Genomic DNA, 12,755 nt, shown 5'->3' on the forward strand with positions numbered 1-12,755 from the left:
AGGAGAAACGATCATGCGATTCATGCTGCTGATGATTCCCCACGGCTACGAAAGCGCCGCGCCCGGCACGGTGCCCGACGACGTCGAGCGCGTGGGCTCGATGATGGCCTTCAACGAGTCCCTGCAGAAGGCCGGCGTGCTGATCGGCTGCGAGGGCCTGCACCCGCCGTCGATGGGCGCGCGCGTGAGCTTTCCGGGCGGCAAGCCGAAGGTGGTCGACGGCCCCTTCGCCGAGGCCAAGGAAGTGCTGGGCGGCTACTGGCTGATCGATGTCGCCTCGCGCGCCGAGGCCATCGAATGGGCGAGCCGCTGCCCGGGCAGCGAAGACGAGGTCATCGAGATCCGCCAGGTGCAGGAGATGGAGGACTTCTCGCCCGAGGTGCAGGACGTGGCGAGCGAGTTCACGTCGATGCAGCAGACGCTGAAGAAGTGAGCCGACCCTAGTCTTCCCGCACCAGCCGGATGCCCACCAGCGTGTAGCGCGTGTCCGGCGCATTCCAGTTGCGATACGACGAGCGGGCATAGAAAGCCCAGGTGTGCCAGGAGCCCCCACGGCGCACCCGCACGGTGCCCGTGGCCGGGCCCTGGGGGTCGTCGACCGGTGAGCGCGCGTAGTATTCGTCGCCATGCCAGTCGGCCACCCACTCCCACGCATTGCCGTGCATGTCGTAGAGGCCCCAGGCGTTCGGCGCGAAGCTGCCGACCGGGGCGGTGAAGGCAAAACCGTCGTCGCCCGCGAGCGCCATCGCGCGCCAGCGCGGCCAATGGGCGGCGCTGCGCGTGTCGAACACGTTGGCCCCGCGCAGCAGCGTGGCCGGATCGTCCCCCGTGCTGTAGCGGGTGCGCGTGCCGGCGCGGCAGGCGTACTCCCACTCGGCCTCGGTCGGCAGGCGGTAGTGCCGGCCCTCCGTCTTGCTCAGCCAGGCGGCCAGCGCCTGCGCGTCGTTCCAGCTCACGTTGACGACCGGGTGGTCGTCGCCCTGCGCGAAGCCCGGGTTGCGCCACGAGTAGCGCGGGTCGCGGCCTTCGAAGGCGTCGCCGCGCCGCGTGGTGGCGGGGTCGTAGTCGGCGCGCCAGCCGTAGCCGCCGGTGCCGTCGGCCACCGATTCGGGCACGTGACCCGAGGCCTCGAGGAAGCGCCGGAACTGGCCCACCGTCACCTCGTGCCGGCCCATCCAGAACGCCCGCGTGATGCGCACCTTGTGCACCGGCCCTTCGTCGGCCAGCTGCGTGAAGCGCTCCTTGGGCAACTGCGGGTAGTCGCGCGCCAGCGCGTCGGGCGCCTCGTCGCTGCCCATGAGGAACTCGCCGGCGGGCAATCGCACGAAGGCCATGCCCAGGCTGTTGCGCTCCACGGCGAGGTCGTCCGCCCGGGCGCCGCCGCAGGCGAGGCCGAACGCGAAACCCAGGCTCCACAAGACGAGGCGTGGTGTCATGGCCCCATGCTATCCGGCCCGCCGCGCCGCAGCGAGGCCGCATGAGCAGCGGACCAGACACCGCCGCCATTCACCGCGCCATCGAGGCGGTCTGGCGCATCGAGTCCGCGAAGATCATCGCCGCGCTCGCGCGCAAGGTGCGCGACGTGGGCCTGGCCGAAGAGCTGGCGCAGGACGCGCTGGTGGCCGCGCTCGAGCAGTGGCCCGTCGACGGCGTGCCCGACAACCCCGCCGCCTGGCTCACGCAGGTGGCCAAGCACCGCGCCCTCGACCGCCTGCGCCACGTGCAGCTGGCTGAGCGCAAGGCGCCCGAGATCGGCCGCGAGCTCGACGCGCTGCACGCCATGGCGCAGGCCGACTTCGCGCAGGCGGTGGATGCGGCGCTCGACGACGACATCGGCGACGACCTGCTGCGCCTGGTGTTCACCGCCTGCCATCCGGTGCTCTCGACCGAGGCGCGCGTGGCGCTCACACTGCGGCTGATGGGCGGCCTCACGACCGACGAGATCGCGCGCGCTTTTCTCGTGCCCGAGGCCACCGTGGCGCAGCGCATCGTGCGTGCCAAGCGCACGCTGGCCGAGGCGCGCGTGCCCTTCGAGGTGCCGCGCCGCCACGAGCTCGAAGCCCGGCTGGCCTCGGTGCTCGAGGTGCTCTACCTGATCTTCAACGAAGGCTACTCGGCCACCGCCGGCGACGACTGGATGCGCCCCACGCTGTGCGACGAGGCGCTGCGCCTGGGCCGCATCGTGGCCGAACTGGTGCCCGGCGAAGCCGAGGTGCACGGGCTGGTCGCGCTGATGGAAATCCAGGCCTCGCGCGCCGCCGCGCGCGTGGGCGCCTCGGGCGAACCGGTGCTGCTGCTTGACCAGAACCGCGCACGCTGGGACCCGATGCTGATCCGCCGCGGCCTGGCGGCGCTGGCGCGCGCCGAAGCGCTGGGCGGCGCGCTCGGCCCCTACGCGCTGCAGGCCGCCATCGCCGCCTGCCACGCCCGCGCGCGCACCGCGGGCGAGACCGACTGGGCCCGCATCGCGGCGCTGTACGACGCGCTGGCCGCGCTGTCGCCGTCGCCCATCGTCGAGCTGAACCGCGCGGTCGCGCTGTCGATGGCCTTCGGGCCGGCCGCCGGGCTGGAGGTGGTCGATGCGCTGCAGGACGAGCCCGCGCTGAAGGGCTACCACCTGCTGCCGACCGTGCGCGGCGACCTGCTCTTCAAGCTGGGCCGCCACGACGAGGCGCGGCGGGAGTTCCAGCGCGCTGCCTCGCTCACGCGCAACACGCGCGAGCAGGCGCTGCTGCGGGCGCGCGCCGAGGCCTGCGGCGACAAGCCTTAGCGGACGGGCGCCGACGTGCCCGCGGAAGGCGAGCCCGGCAACCCGAACTGGTGCCACGCGCGGCGCAGCTGCGTGTCCGAGCCGAAGCCCGACAGCTCGGCCGCGCGCGTCACGCTGGCGCCCGAGGCCAGCGCCAGTTGCGCGGCCGCCAGCCGCAGCCGGCGCAGGTAGGCCAGCGGCGCCACGCCCGCATGCTCGACGAACAGCCGCGTCAGGTGCCGCGCCGAGGTGTGGGCGACCTCGGCCATGCGCGGCACGCTCCAGTCGGCTTGCGGTTGTTCGCTGACCGCGTCCTGCACCCGGTGCAGCGCCGCGTGCAGGTGGTTGCGGTAGGCGAGAAAGGGCGACAGTTCCGGGTCGTGCGGGCCGCGCCGCAGCGCCACCACCATCGTCTGCGCCACCTGGGCCGCCAGCGCCTCGCCGCAGGTGTCGGCGATGCGGTGCAGCATCAGGTCGATGCCCGTCGTGACGCCCGCGCTGCTGTAGACCGGCGGGTCGATCACGAACACGCGGTTGCTCACCACCTCGCAGCGCGGCTCCACGGCGCGCAGTTCGTCCAGGTGATGGTGGTGCGTGGTGACGCGCCGCCCCGTGAGCGCGCCCGCGTGCGCCGCGAGCAGCGCGCCCGCGCAGACCGTGACCAGCTCGACGCCGCCGCGCGTGAAGCGCTGGCCGCGCAGCCAGTGCAGCAGGTCCTGCGCCTCGGGGGTGTCGGTCGCGATGGTGTCGCCCGGCAGGCCGACCAGCACCACCCAGCCCGGGCCGTCCCACTGCGTCGGCAATGGCGACAGCCCCGACAGCGCGACGCCGACCGAGCCCATGACGGTCGGCCTCGGCCCCGCGAATTCGATGACGAAGCGCTCGGGCTGGCCCGCTGCACGCAGCCGCTGGTTGGCGATGCGCAGCGCCTCGGCCGGCCCGGCCCAATCGAGCACCAGGCTGTCGGGCAGGAGCACGAAAACTACGCGGACAGGGGCTCGTTGCGGGTCCATGCGTAGTCCATCTGGCGCGCGGTGCGCTCGGCCAGTTCGCGCCCGGCCAGGCGTTCGACCAGATGCAGGCTCATGTCGATGCCCGCGCTGATACCGGCCGAGCTGACGATGCGGCCGGTGTCGACCCAGCGCACGCCGTCGCGCACGTCGAGCTGCGGGAATTGGGCGCGCAGGTCGGCGAGGTCTTCCCAGTGCGTGGTGACCGCCTCGCGCGTCACGACGCCGCTTTGTGCCAGCAGGAAGACGCCGGTGCAGACCGAGGCGACGAGCTGCGCGCCGGCCGCACACCGGGCGATCCAGCGCAGGGTGTCGGGGCTCGCCATCGGCGCATCGACCACGCCGCCGGGGATGACCAGCACGTCGGCGGTGGCGGCGGCATCGGCCAGCGTGTGGTCGGCGAGCAGCCGCAGGCCGGCGCGCGCCTGCACCGGTTCCCCGGCGCGGGTGTGGGCGACCGAGGCGACCTCGAACGGCGCGGACGCACCCGGCTGCAGGCGCTGGTGGACGCGGGCAGCGGTGGTGAAGACCTCGAAGGGGCCGGCGAAGTCGAGCGCCTCGACGCCGTCGTAGGCCAGGATGCGCACGCGCAGCGGGGTCATGCGGCGGCGCTTTCCGTGGCGCGTTCAAGTGCCTGCGCCACGCTGCAGACCGTGGCGAAGCGCCCGTCCAGCACGGTCGCGGTGCGCGCCTTGATGTCGGCGGCCGACAGGGGGCGGCCGTCGGGCTGCACCATGTCGAAGGTGAGGGTGGCGTCGGTCACGTAGTCGACCTCCCAGCCCAGGTCCGAGGCGTGGCGCGTGGTGGTTTCGCAGCACTGCTCGGTGCGGATGCCGCTCACGATCAGGCGGCGGATGCCGTGCTGCGTGAGCCACACGTCCAGGCCGCTGTTGACCAGCGCGCTGTGGCGGTGCTTGGTGAAGGTGGCGGCCGCCTCGAAGGACGCTAGGCCCTCGATCGGGCGCACATGGCCCGATTCGACCGCGAAGGGGTTGGACGCAACCTGCGGCGGATCGACGTGGAAAACACGCACGACGGGCAGCCCGGCCGCCACGGCGCCGGCGATCAGCGCGTTCTGGGCCTCGAGGTAGGGCGCGAGCAGGGCGGCGTTCCAGTAGGGGCGGTGGCGGAACGATTCCTGGGCGTCGATCACAATCAGACAGGTGGTCATGGCGGTGGCGGGCAAGGCAAAGTGGATGATGCCGCCTATTCTTGGACGCCGCCAGCGCCTCGTCCGCGCCGATGCGGACCGGAACCGATCAGATCAGGACATCAGCCGGCCGCTAGACCAGGCCGCCCGCGTGCAGTTCTTTTTTCAGGTACGCGTAGTACAGCGGCGCCGCCACCAGCCCGGCGGGGCCGAACACCGCCTCGGCCACGAACATCACCGACAGCAGCTCCCACACGCGCATCTGCGTGCGCGCGCCGACCACCTTGGCGTTGATCACGTACTCGGCCTTGTGGATCAGGATCAGGAAGGCCAGGCAGGCCGCGGCCGTGACTGGCGACACCGACAGCGCCACCAGCGTGATCACCGAGTTGCAGACCAGGTTGCCCACGATCGGCACCAGCCCGGCCACGAAGGTCAGGGTGATCAGCGCGGGCGTGTAGGGCAGCTCGAGGCCCCACAGCGGCATCAGGAACAGCAGGAAGATCGCTGTCAGCAGCGTGTTGAAGGCGGCGATCCAGAACTGCGCCGCCACGATCTGGCCGAAGGCCTCGCCGAAGGTGGTGATGCGCTGGAACATCTGCTGCGCCAGTGGCCGGCGCTGGGCCGGCGGCGGTGCCACGGCGGCCAGCGCGCCGATGATCAGGCCCACGTAGGCGAACAGCAGCCCGCCCAGCCAGGCGCGCCCGGCCATGGCGAGCGAGCCGGCCTGCGTGCGCAGGTAGTTGGCGACGATGCGCTGCACCTCAGCCGCGCCCTCGGGCAGGTAGACGGCGATGTCGGGTGGCAGCTTGGAGCGCAGCTCGAGCACCGTGCGGGCCGTGTAGTCGAGCAGTTCGCGGTACTGGTCGGGCGCATCGAGCACGTACTCGCGCGCCTGAGAGAACCCCAGCGTGACCAGGCCGATCGGGCCCAGCAGTACCAGCGTGACCGCCACCACCCGGGCCAGGCTGTCGGCGCCGGAACGCAGGGGCTTCAGGCGCGACAGCCAGCCGCCCAGCAGCCGGGCGAACCAGCGTGCGACCAGGAAGCCGATGCACACGCACAGCAGCCCCGGCAGCAGGTGCTGCCACATCACGAGCATCAGCCCCGCGAGCATCAGCAGGTAGCTGGCCAGTACCACGTGGCGGGAGGCGGCGACCGGGGGCGGGGCGGCGAGGGTGGCGTCGGGCAGCGGCGTGGCCATCCGGGGAGCGGGGCGTGCGGTGAGAAAAAGAAAAAAGAACGGGCGCGCGATCAGGCGACGACCACGGCCGCGCCGTCGCCGCGCTCGGCGATCACGCCGATCTCGTGCACCGACTCACCGGCGGCGCGCAGCGTGGCGGCGCAGGCGGCGGCTTCGGCCGCATCGATCACCACGACCATGCCGATGCCGTTGTTGAAGGTGCGGTTCATCTCGATGTCGTCGATGCCGGCCACCTTCTGCAGCCAGGCGAAGAGCTCGGTCTGCGGCCAGCTGCCCTTCGTGAGGTGGGCGGCGGTGCCTTCGGGCAGCACGCGCGGGATGTTCTCGAGCAGGCCGCCACCGGTGATGTGGGCCAGGGCCTTGATCGGGTGCTTGCCCAGCGCCTCGAGCACGGGCTTCACGTACAGGTGGGTGGGTTCCATCACGGCTTCGCGGAAGGGCTTGCCGTCCAGGGTGGCGGGCAGGTCGGCGCCGGCGCGCTCGATCACCTTGCGCACGAGGCTGAAACCGTTGGAATGCACGCCGGCCGAGGCCAGGCCGAGCACCACATCGCCGGGCTTGACGTTCTGGCCCGTGAGGATCTTCGACTTTTCGACCGCGCCGACCGCAAAGCCGGCCAGGTCGTACTCGCCGGCCGGGTACATGCCGGGCATTTCGGCGGTTTCGCCGCCGATGAGGGCGCAACCCGAGATTTCGCAGCCGCGGGCGATGCCGCCGACCACGGCCGCGGCCGTGTCCACGTCGAGCTTGCCGCAGGCGAAGTAATCCAGGAAGAACAGGGGCTCGGCGCCCTGCACCAGCACGTCGTTGACGCTCATGGCCACGAGGTCGATGCCGACCGTGTCGTGCATGTTCCATTCGAAGGCCAGCTTGAGCTTGGTGCCCACGCCGTCGGTGCCGCTCACCAGCACGGGTTCCTTGTAGCGCTTGGGCACTTCGAACAGCGCGCCGAAGCCGCCGATGCCGGCCAGCACGCCTTCGCGCATGGTTTTCTTCGCCAGCGGCTTGATGCGGTCGACCAGGGCGTCGCCTGCGTCGATATCGACACCGGCGTCCTTGTAGCTGAGCGGGGTGGGCGTGGAGGAGGTCATGGGCGGGCGGTGTCGAGAAGAAGGAGCGAAAAGGTTCGCGAAGCGGCGAGGAAGGGCAGGCAGGGGAGGCGCCGGCGACCGAGGCGGCCGGGCCGATAGAATTCCTCACGATTTTAAGGGCCCTCCGGGCCCCCTCCATGAACCTTCCCGGGATGAAACAGCTCGCGCTCGATATCGGCATTGCGACGGGCCCCAGCTTCGACGCCTTTTTTGCCGGCCCCAACGAGGCGGCGCTGCGACACCTGCAAGTGTGGGTCGGCGGCGCCGATGGCAGCCCCGCGCTGCACTCGCCGGTGCCGACCTACCTCTGGGGCGACAGCGGCAGTGGCAAGACCCACCTGCTCGAATCCGTGCGTGTCGCACTGGCCGAGCAGGGCGCCAGCGTGGGCTGGCTGCACGCCGGCCTGCTGGAGCCGCCCGAGTTCGACGAGCGCTGGGGCGCCGTCCTGCTCGACGACGTCCACCTCTACACCGCGGTGCAGCAGCACGCGGCCTTCAACTGGTTCGTCAACGCCCAGACCCTGCAGCGCGGCGTGGTCGCCGCCGGCGCCTTGCCGCCGGCCGACCTGCCGCTGCGCGAAGACCTGCGCACCCGCCTCGGCTGGGGCCATGTCTTCCATCTGCAGGTGCTGAGCGAAAGCGAACGCCGCGCGGTGCTGCGCCAAGCGGCCGACGCGCGCGGCGTGATGCTGTCCGACGACGTGCTCGACTTCATGCTGCACCGCTTCAGCCGCGACCTGGGCAGCCTGATGGAGCTGCTGTCGCAGCTGGACGGCTACGCCCTGCAGACCCAACGCGCGATCACCATTCCGCTGATCCGCTCCATGCTCGAAAACGAATAGACAGATAAGAAGAAGCGCCTGCTCCTCCTCGAAAAACAACCAATGATCAAGAAATTCATCGACAAGCTGCTCGGCAAGTCCGCCGGCGGCACGCAGGGCAAGAGCCGCTTCGGCAAGCGCCAGGAGGTGCCGGCAGAGGTTCACAAGATCGATCCCGCCCTGGTCGACGAACGCGCGAAGAACGTGGTCACCACGCTGCAGCAGGCCGGCTACGAGGCCTACGTGGTGGGCGGCGCGGTGCGCGACCTGCTGCTGGGCCTGCGCCCCAAGGACTTCGACGTGGCCACCAATGCCACGCCCGAGCAGGTCAAGTCGCTGTTCCGCCGCGCCTTCATCATCGGCCGGCGCTTTCGCATCGTGCACGTGGTGTACGGCCGGGGCCGCGAACACGAAGTGATCGAGGTCTCGACCTTCCGCGCCTACATGGACAGCGCCGCTGCCGAGCAGGTGGCCGGCAACGAACGCACCAGCAAGGGCGAACTCGCGAGCATGAAGCACGCCGTGGACGCCAGCGGCCGCGTGCTGCGCGACAACGTCTGGGGCCCGCAGGAAGAAGACGCGGCGCGCCGCGACTTCACCGTCAACGCCATGTACTACGACCCGGCCAACCAGGTGGTGGTCGACTATCACAACGGCATCAAGGACGCCCAGAAGCTCACGCTGCGCATGATCGGCGACCCGGTCACGCGCTACCGCGAAGACCCGGTGCGCATCATTCGCGCCATCCGCTTCTCGGCCAAGCTCGCCGCGCTCGGTTTCAAGATGGAAGCCAAGACCGCCGCGCCGCTCATCGAATCGAGCAAGCTGCTGGCCGACGTGCCGCAAAGCCGCATGTTCGACGAGATGCTCAAGCTGTTGCAGACCGGCCATGCCATCGCCACGGTCGAGCAACTGCGCAAGCTGGGGCTCGCCACCGGCATCTACCCGTTGCTCGACGTGGTGGTGGAGCGCGCCGACCAGCCCTTCGTGAAGGCCGCCCTGCAAGACACCGACCGCCGCGTCGGCGAAGGCAAGCCCGTGGCGCCCAGTTTCCTGCTGGCCTGCGTGCTGTGGGCCGACGTGCGCGACGGCTGGGCCCAGCGCCAGGAAGGCCGGCACGGCCAGCGCCCGCAGCCGCCCTTCCCGGCGCTGCAGGACGCGATCGACGACGTGTTCAATTCGCGCATCGGGGACGTGTCGGGCCGCGGCAAGCTGGCTGCCGACATGCGCGAGATCTGGATGATGCAGCCGCGTTTCGACAAGCGCACCGGCTCCACGCCCTACAGCCTGGTCGAGCAGGCGCGCTTCCGCGCCGCCTTCGACTTCATGCGCCTGCGCGCCGACGTGGGCGAGGTCGGCGAGGCCATCGCCGAGTGGTGGCAGGAGTTCAGCACCGCCGACGACCTGCGTCGCCAGGACCTGCTCGAGCAGGTGCGCGAAGAACAGAAGGTGCGCCAGCGCGTGCGCCTGCGCGATCCGGCCGCTGCGCCCAAGCCGCGCAGCGAGCAACCGGCGCGCCAGAAGCAGGCCGCAGCCGAGTCGGACGACGGCGACGGACCCGACATCGAGGCCGATGCCGTGCCGCCGGATGGCGAAGCGGCGGCCCCGCGCAAGCGCAAGCGCCGACGCAAGCCGCGCCCGGTGGGCGGCGGTAGCGGTGGTGGCGGCAGCGAGGGCGGCGGGAGCGCCGCAGGCGAATGAGTGCGCCCGACCGGCCGAAGGACGGCAAGAAGAGCGCCCCGGCTGCCAAGGCAGCCAAGGGGGGCAAGCCCGCGCCGCGCGCCGGAAGCAAGCCGCCATCGGCAGGCAGCAAGAGCGGCCCGCCCGCGCGCCGCGCGCCTTCGCGTCCACGCGGTCCGCGTGAGGACTACCCGACCGTTCAGGCCTTCGTCGCCATCGGCGCCAACCTGGGCGATGCCGAGGCGACCGTGAAGGAGGCCATGGCCGCCATCGGCGCGTTGCAACGCACCCAGGTCACGGCCCGCTCGTCGCTCTACCGCAGCGCGCCGGTCGATGCCGAAGGCCCCGACTTCATCAACGCCGTGGTGGCCGTGCGCACCGGGCTGGACGCGGAGCAGCTGCTCATCGCGTTGCAGCGCCTGGAGACGCTGGCCGGCCGCGAGCGGCCCTTTCCCAATGCGCCGCGCACGCTCGACCTCGACCTGCTGATGCACGGCAATTCGGTGATCGAAAGCCCCACGCTGACCCTGCCGCACCCGCGCATGCGCGAGCGCGCCTTCGTGCTCAAGCCGCTGGCCGAGATTGCCCCCGACAAGGTGCCGCGCGCCGCGCTGGCACGCGTGACCGGCCAGGTCATCCAAAAAATCCGCTGACTCTTGGGGCGGCCGGCATGCGGCTGTCCCTGCCGGATCTCGCCGGCGTTGCCGCGTGCGTGCGGCTGGTCGTGGCACTGCGGTTGCCGGCCTGAGCGGGCCGGTCAAGCCGGGGCCCGAAGGTCGGCCCGACCGGTCGTTCCGGTCGCGCCCGTTAAACTCGGGAAGTTTTCACGAAGGCGTCATGAAATTGTGATTGGCGCGTCCCAGGAGTTTTTTCCATGTTCGGCAAGCTGCTGCCCCGAGAGGGCAATTTTTTTGAAATGTTCAACCAGCATGCCGAGCGCATCGTGGAGGCGGCGCGTGCGTTCGAGCAGCTCGTCACCCACTATGCGGACGTGCACCTGCGCGAACAGTACAACCGCGACGTCGACAACGCCGAGCGCGCCGCGGACCGCGTGACGCACGACGTCAACCGCCTGATCCACAAGACCTTCATCACGCCCATCGACCGCGAGCAGATCCACAAGCTCATCAACACGATGGACGACGTGGCCGACCTGATCCAGGACTCGGCCGAGACCATGGCGCTGTACGACGTGCGCCACATGACCGACGAGATCGTGCGCCTCACGGCCCTGAGTGTGAAGTGCTGCGACCGCCTCAAGGACGCCGTGAAGTACCTCGGCAAGATCGCCGACCCGGCCGTGGCTGAGGCCACGCTCAAGACCTGCGAGGAAATCGACCGCCTCGAATCCGACGCCGACCGCGTGATGCGCAGCGCCATGAGCAAGCTGTTCCGCGAAGAGCCGGACGTGCGCGAGGTCATCAAGCTCAAGGCGATCTACGAGCTGCTCGAGACGATCACCGACAAGTGCGAGGACGTGGCCAACGTGATCGAGGGCATCGTCCTCGAGAATTCCTGAGCGGGTAGCAGCCGATGACAACGGTGCAGGTCGCCCTCTGGGTGGTGGTGGTGCTGGTCGCGCTCGCGATCCTGTTCGACTTCATGAACGGCTTCCACGATGCCGCCAATTCGATCGCGACGGTGGTGTCCACCGGCGTGCTCAAGCCGGGGCAGGCCGTGGTGTTCGCGGCTTTCTTCAACCTGATCGCGATCTTCGTCTTCCACCTGAGCGTGGCGGCCACCGTGGGCAAGGGCATCGCCCAGCCCGGCGTGGTCGACGTGCACGTGGTGTTCGGGGCGCTCATCGGCGCCATCAGCTGGAACCTCGTCACCTGGTACTACGGCATCCCGAGCAGCTCGTCGCACGCGCTGATCGGCGGCATCGTGGGCGCTGTGATTGCCAAGACCGGCACCAGTGGCCTCGTGGCCTCCGGCATCTGGAAGACCGTGGCCTTCATCTTCGTGTCGCCGCTGCTGGGCTTCCTGCTGGGCTCGCTGATGATGATCGTGGTGGCCTGGGGCTTCCGGCGTGCCACGCCGTCGCGCGTGGACCGGTGGTTCCGGCGATTGCAGCTGGTCTCGGCCGGTGCCTACAGCCTGGGCCACGGCGGCAACGACGCGCAGAAGACCATCGGCATCATCTGGATGCTGCTGATCGCCACCGGCTACGCCTCGGCCAGCGACGCGGTGCCGCCGACCTGGGTCATCGTGAGCTGCTACGCGGCCATTGCGCTGGGCACCATGTTCGGCGGCTGGCGCATCGTGAAGACCATGGGCCAGAAGATCACCAAGCTCAAGCCCGTGGGCGGCTTCTGCGCCGAGACCGGCGGGGCGCTGACCCTGTTCCTGGCCACCGCGCTGGGCATTCCGGTGTCGACCACCCATACCATCACGGGCGCCATCGTCGGCGTCGGTGCCACGCAGCGCGCCAGCGCGGTGCGCTGGGGCGTGGCGGGGAACATCGTCTGGGCCTGGGTCCTGACCATTCCCGCCTCGGCCTTCGTCGCGGCGATGGCTTACTGGTTCAGTTGGCAGATTTTCTGAAGCACTGAAGCGTCGGCGCCTCGTTCGCAGAGGCGCCGCGCTTGGCTGAGCGACTATTGCGAGATTTTTCGGCCTTCTTCGATCTGGTGTTCGAAGTAGTGCTGGAAGCTGTACACGATGCTCGCCATCAGGATCGAACTGCCGAAGAACAAAGACGCCACCACGGCGCCGATCGTGAGCCAGTTGGTCTGGCCCGGTGCAGCGTCGGTCGGTGCGCCGGCGTTGAAGCGGGCATTCCATTTTTCGGGCGTCATGAGGCCGTAGATGATCGCCATCAAGGCGCAGCCCGCGATCGTGAAGCCGAGCAGCGGGATCAGTGCCCAGCTCACGCCGTCGTCCACGCCGTACATGCGCAGGCGCTCGATGCCGTAGATGCCCAGCGCGGTGGGAATGGGCAACAGCCAGCCGAGCCAGTCGCCCATGCCGCGCAGGTAGAAGCGGTGCAGGCCCAGCGGGCCACCGAGGAAGGAGAGCCAGGCGGCGACGGTCTTGCTTTTCATTTTCTT

The 12,755-nt window shown here is 70.1% G+C and carries 14 protein-coding genes; 7 read left to right on the plus strand and 7 right to left on the minus strand.

Going from position 1 to position 12,755, the window contains the following annotated elements; all coding sequences use genetic code 11:
• Nucleotides 1-13: 13 nt before the first annotated feature.
• Nucleotides 14-433 carry a YciI family protein gene (locus tag VHAB30_RS02385; RefSeq protein WP_159275680.1) on the plus strand — a complete coding sequence of 140 codons (420 nt, stop codon included), beginning with the start codon at nt 14-16 and terminating at the stop codon, nt 431-433.
• A 7-nt stretch (nt 434-440) separates the two neighbouring features.
• Here the strand turns inward: VHAB30_RS02385 and VHAB30_RS02390 are convergent, their stop codons facing one another.
• A complete protein-coding gene (locus VHAB30_RS02390; protein ID WP_235926795.1) occupies nt 441-1,334 on the minus strand; it encodes a formylglycine-generating enzyme family protein in 894 nt (297 codons plus the stop codon).
• A gap of 143 nt (nt 1,335-1,477) precedes the next feature.
• Here VHAB30_RS02390 and VHAB30_RS02395 point away from each other — a divergent pair, with 143 nt between their 5' ends.
• A complete protein-coding gene (locus VHAB30_RS02395) occupies nt 1,478-2,770 on the plus strand; it encodes an RNA polymerase sigma factor (protein WP_159275682.1) in 1,293 nt (430 codons plus the stop codon).
• On the opposite strand, the gene VHAB30_RS02400 is transcribed toward VHAB30_RS02395, so the two are convergent.
• The 5 genes from VHAB30_RS02400 to purM all read right to left on the minus strand — a co-directional run bounded on the left by VHAB30_RS02400 (nt 2,767) and on the right by purM (nt 7,204).
• On the minus strand, nt 2,767-3,762 hold the full coding sequence (locus VHAB30_RS02400; RefSeq protein ID WP_159275683.1) for a GlxA family transcriptional regulator: 996 nt from the start codon (nt 3,760-3,762) through the stop codon (nt 2,767-2,769). The genes VHAB30_RS02395 and VHAB30_RS02400 overlap by 4 nt on opposite strands.
• Nucleotides 3,732-4,361 (minus strand): DJ-1/PfpI family protein, encoded by a 630-nt coding sequence (locus tag VHAB30_RS02405; RefSeq protein WP_159275684.1) that lies wholly within the window; start codon nt 4,359-4,361, stop codon nt 3,732-3,734. Before VHAB30_RS02405 ends, VHAB30_RS02400 begins: the two co-directional genes overlap by 31 nt.
• A complete protein-coding gene (locus VHAB30_RS02410; protein WP_159275685.1) occupies nt 4,358-4,930 on the minus strand; it encodes an isochorismatase family protein in 573 nt (190 codons plus the stop codon). Before VHAB30_RS02410 ends, VHAB30_RS02405 begins: the two co-directional genes overlap by 4 nt.
• Nucleotides 4,931-5,042: 112 nt before the next feature.
• Nucleotides 5,043-6,113 (minus strand): AI-2E family transporter, encoded by a 1,071-nt coding sequence (locus VHAB30_RS02415; protein WP_159275686.1) that lies wholly within the window; start codon nt 6,111-6,113, stop codon nt 5,043-5,045.
• A 50-nt stretch (nt 6,114-6,163) separates the two neighbouring features.
• Nucleotides 6,164-7,204 carry a phosphoribosylformylglycinamidine cyclo-ligase gene (gene purM / locus VHAB30_RS02420; protein WP_159275687.1) on the minus strand — a complete coding sequence of 347 codons (1,041 nt, stop codon included), beginning with the start codon at nt 7,202-7,204 and terminating at the stop codon, nt 6,164-6,166.
• 152 nt (nt 7,205-7,356) lie between these two features.
• On the opposite strand from purM, the gene hda reads away from it, so the two are divergent.
• The 5 genes from hda (at nt 7,357) to VHAB30_RS02445 (ending at nt 12,249) form a co-directional block, all read left to right on the plus strand.
• A complete protein-coding gene (hda, locus tag VHAB30_RS02425; RefSeq protein WP_056571899.1) occupies nt 7,357-8,046 on the plus strand; it encodes a DnaA regulatory inactivator Hda in 690 nt (229 codons plus the stop codon).
• Between the two features lie 42 nt (nt 8,047-8,088).
• Nucleotides 8,089-9,726: a polynucleotide adenylyltransferase PcnB gene (pcnB, locus tag VHAB30_RS02430; protein ID WP_159275688.1), complete on the plus strand. Its 1,638-nt coding sequence runs from the start codon at nt 8,089-8,091 to the stop codon at nt 9,724-9,726.
• The gene (folK, locus tag VHAB30_RS02435) at nt 9,723-10,358 is read left to right on the plus strand and encodes a 2-amino-4-hydroxy-6-hydroxymethyldihydropteridine diphosphokinase (protein WP_159275689.1); all 636 of its coding nucleotides are present in this window, start codon (nt 9,723-9,725) and stop codon (nt 10,356-10,358) included. The genes pcnB and folK overlap by 4 nt, the downstream gene beginning before the upstream one ends.
• A gap of 221 nt (nt 10,359-10,579) precedes the next feature.
• Nucleotides 10,580-11,224, plus strand: a complete 645-nt coding sequence (locus VHAB30_RS02440; protein WP_056571891.1) for a DUF47 domain-containing protein — start codon at nt 10,580-10,582, stop codon at nt 11,222-11,224.
• A gap of 14 nt (nt 11,225-11,238) precedes the next feature.
• On the plus strand, nt 11,239-12,249 hold the full coding sequence (locus VHAB30_RS02445; RefSeq protein WP_062475084.1) for an inorganic phosphate transporter: 1,011 nt from the start codon (nt 11,239-11,241) through the stop codon (nt 12,247-12,249).
• A 53-nt stretch (nt 12,250-12,302) separates the two neighbouring features.
• Here VHAB30_RS02445 and VHAB30_RS02450 read toward each other — a convergent pair whose 3' ends face one another.
• Nucleotides 12,303-12,749, minus strand: a complete 447-nt coding sequence (locus tag VHAB30_RS02450; RefSeq protein WP_159278255.1) for a TM2 domain-containing protein — start codon at nt 12,747-12,749, stop codon at nt 12,303-12,305.
• Nucleotides 12,750-12,755 lie beyond the last annotated feature (6 nt).

Origin of the sequence: Variovorax boronicumulans (genome assembly GCF_009811375.1) — a bacterium.
In the GTDB taxonomy this organism is placed as follows: domain Bacteria; phylum Pseudomonadota; class Gammaproteobacteria; order Burkholderiales; family Burkholderiaceae_C; genus Variovorax; species Variovorax boronicumulans.

Excerpts from the sequence above, each read along its gene's own strand:
- VHAB30_RS02385 (WP_159275680.1), top strand. The coding sequence starts at position 14 with ATGCGATTCATGCTGCTGATGATTCCCCACGGCTACGAAAGCGCCGCG.
- VHAB30_RS02390 (WP_235926795.1), bottom strand. The coding sequence starts at position 1,334 with ATGGCCTTCGTGCGATTGCCCGCCGGCGAGTTCCTCATGGGCAGCGAC.
- VHAB30_RS02395 (WP_159275682.1), top strand. The coding sequence starts at position 1,478 with ATGAGCAGCGGACCAGACACCGCCGCCATTCACCGCGCCATCGAGGCG.
- VHAB30_RS02400 (WP_159275683.1), bottom strand. The coding sequence starts at position 3,762 with ATGGACCCGCAACGAGCCCCTGTCCGCGTAGTTTTCGTGCTCCTGCCC.
- VHAB30_RS02405 (WP_159275684.1), bottom strand. The coding sequence starts at position 4,361 with ATGACCCCGCTGCGCGTGCGCATCCTGGCCTACGACGGCGTCGAGGCG.
- VHAB30_RS02410 (WP_159275685.1), bottom strand. The coding sequence starts at position 4,930 with ATGACCACCTGTCTGATTGTGATCGACGCCCAGGAATCGTTCCGCCAC.
- VHAB30_RS02415 (WP_159275686.1), bottom strand. The coding sequence starts at position 6,113 with ATGGCCACGCCGCTGCCCGACGCCACCCTCGCCGCCCCGCCCCCGGTC.
- purM (WP_159275687.1), bottom strand. The coding sequence starts at position 7,204 with ATGACCTCCTCCACGCCCACCCCGCTCAGCTACAAGGACGCCGGTGTC.
- hda (WP_056571899.1), top strand. The coding sequence starts at position 7,357 with ATGAAACAGCTCGCGCTCGATATCGGCATTGCGACGGGCCCCAGCTTC.
- pcnB (WP_159275688.1), top strand. The coding sequence starts at position 8,089 with ATGATCAAGAAATTCATCGACAAGCTGCTCGGCAAGTCCGCCGGCGGC.
- folK (WP_159275689.1), top strand. The coding sequence starts at position 9,723 with ATGAGTGCGCCCGACCGGCCGAAGGACGGCAAGAAGAGCGCCCCGGCT.
- VHAB30_RS02440 (WP_056571891.1), top strand. The coding sequence starts at position 10,580 with ATGTTCGGCAAGCTGCTGCCCCGAGAGGGCAATTTTTTTGAAATGTTC.
- VHAB30_RS02445 (WP_062475084.1), top strand. The coding sequence starts at position 11,239 with ATGACAACGGTGCAGGTCGCCCTCTGGGTGGTGGTGGTGCTGGTCGCG.
- VHAB30_RS02450 (WP_159278255.1), bottom strand. The coding sequence starts at position 12,749 with ATGAAAAGCAAGACCGTCGCCGCCTGGCTCTCCTTCCTCGGTGGCCCG.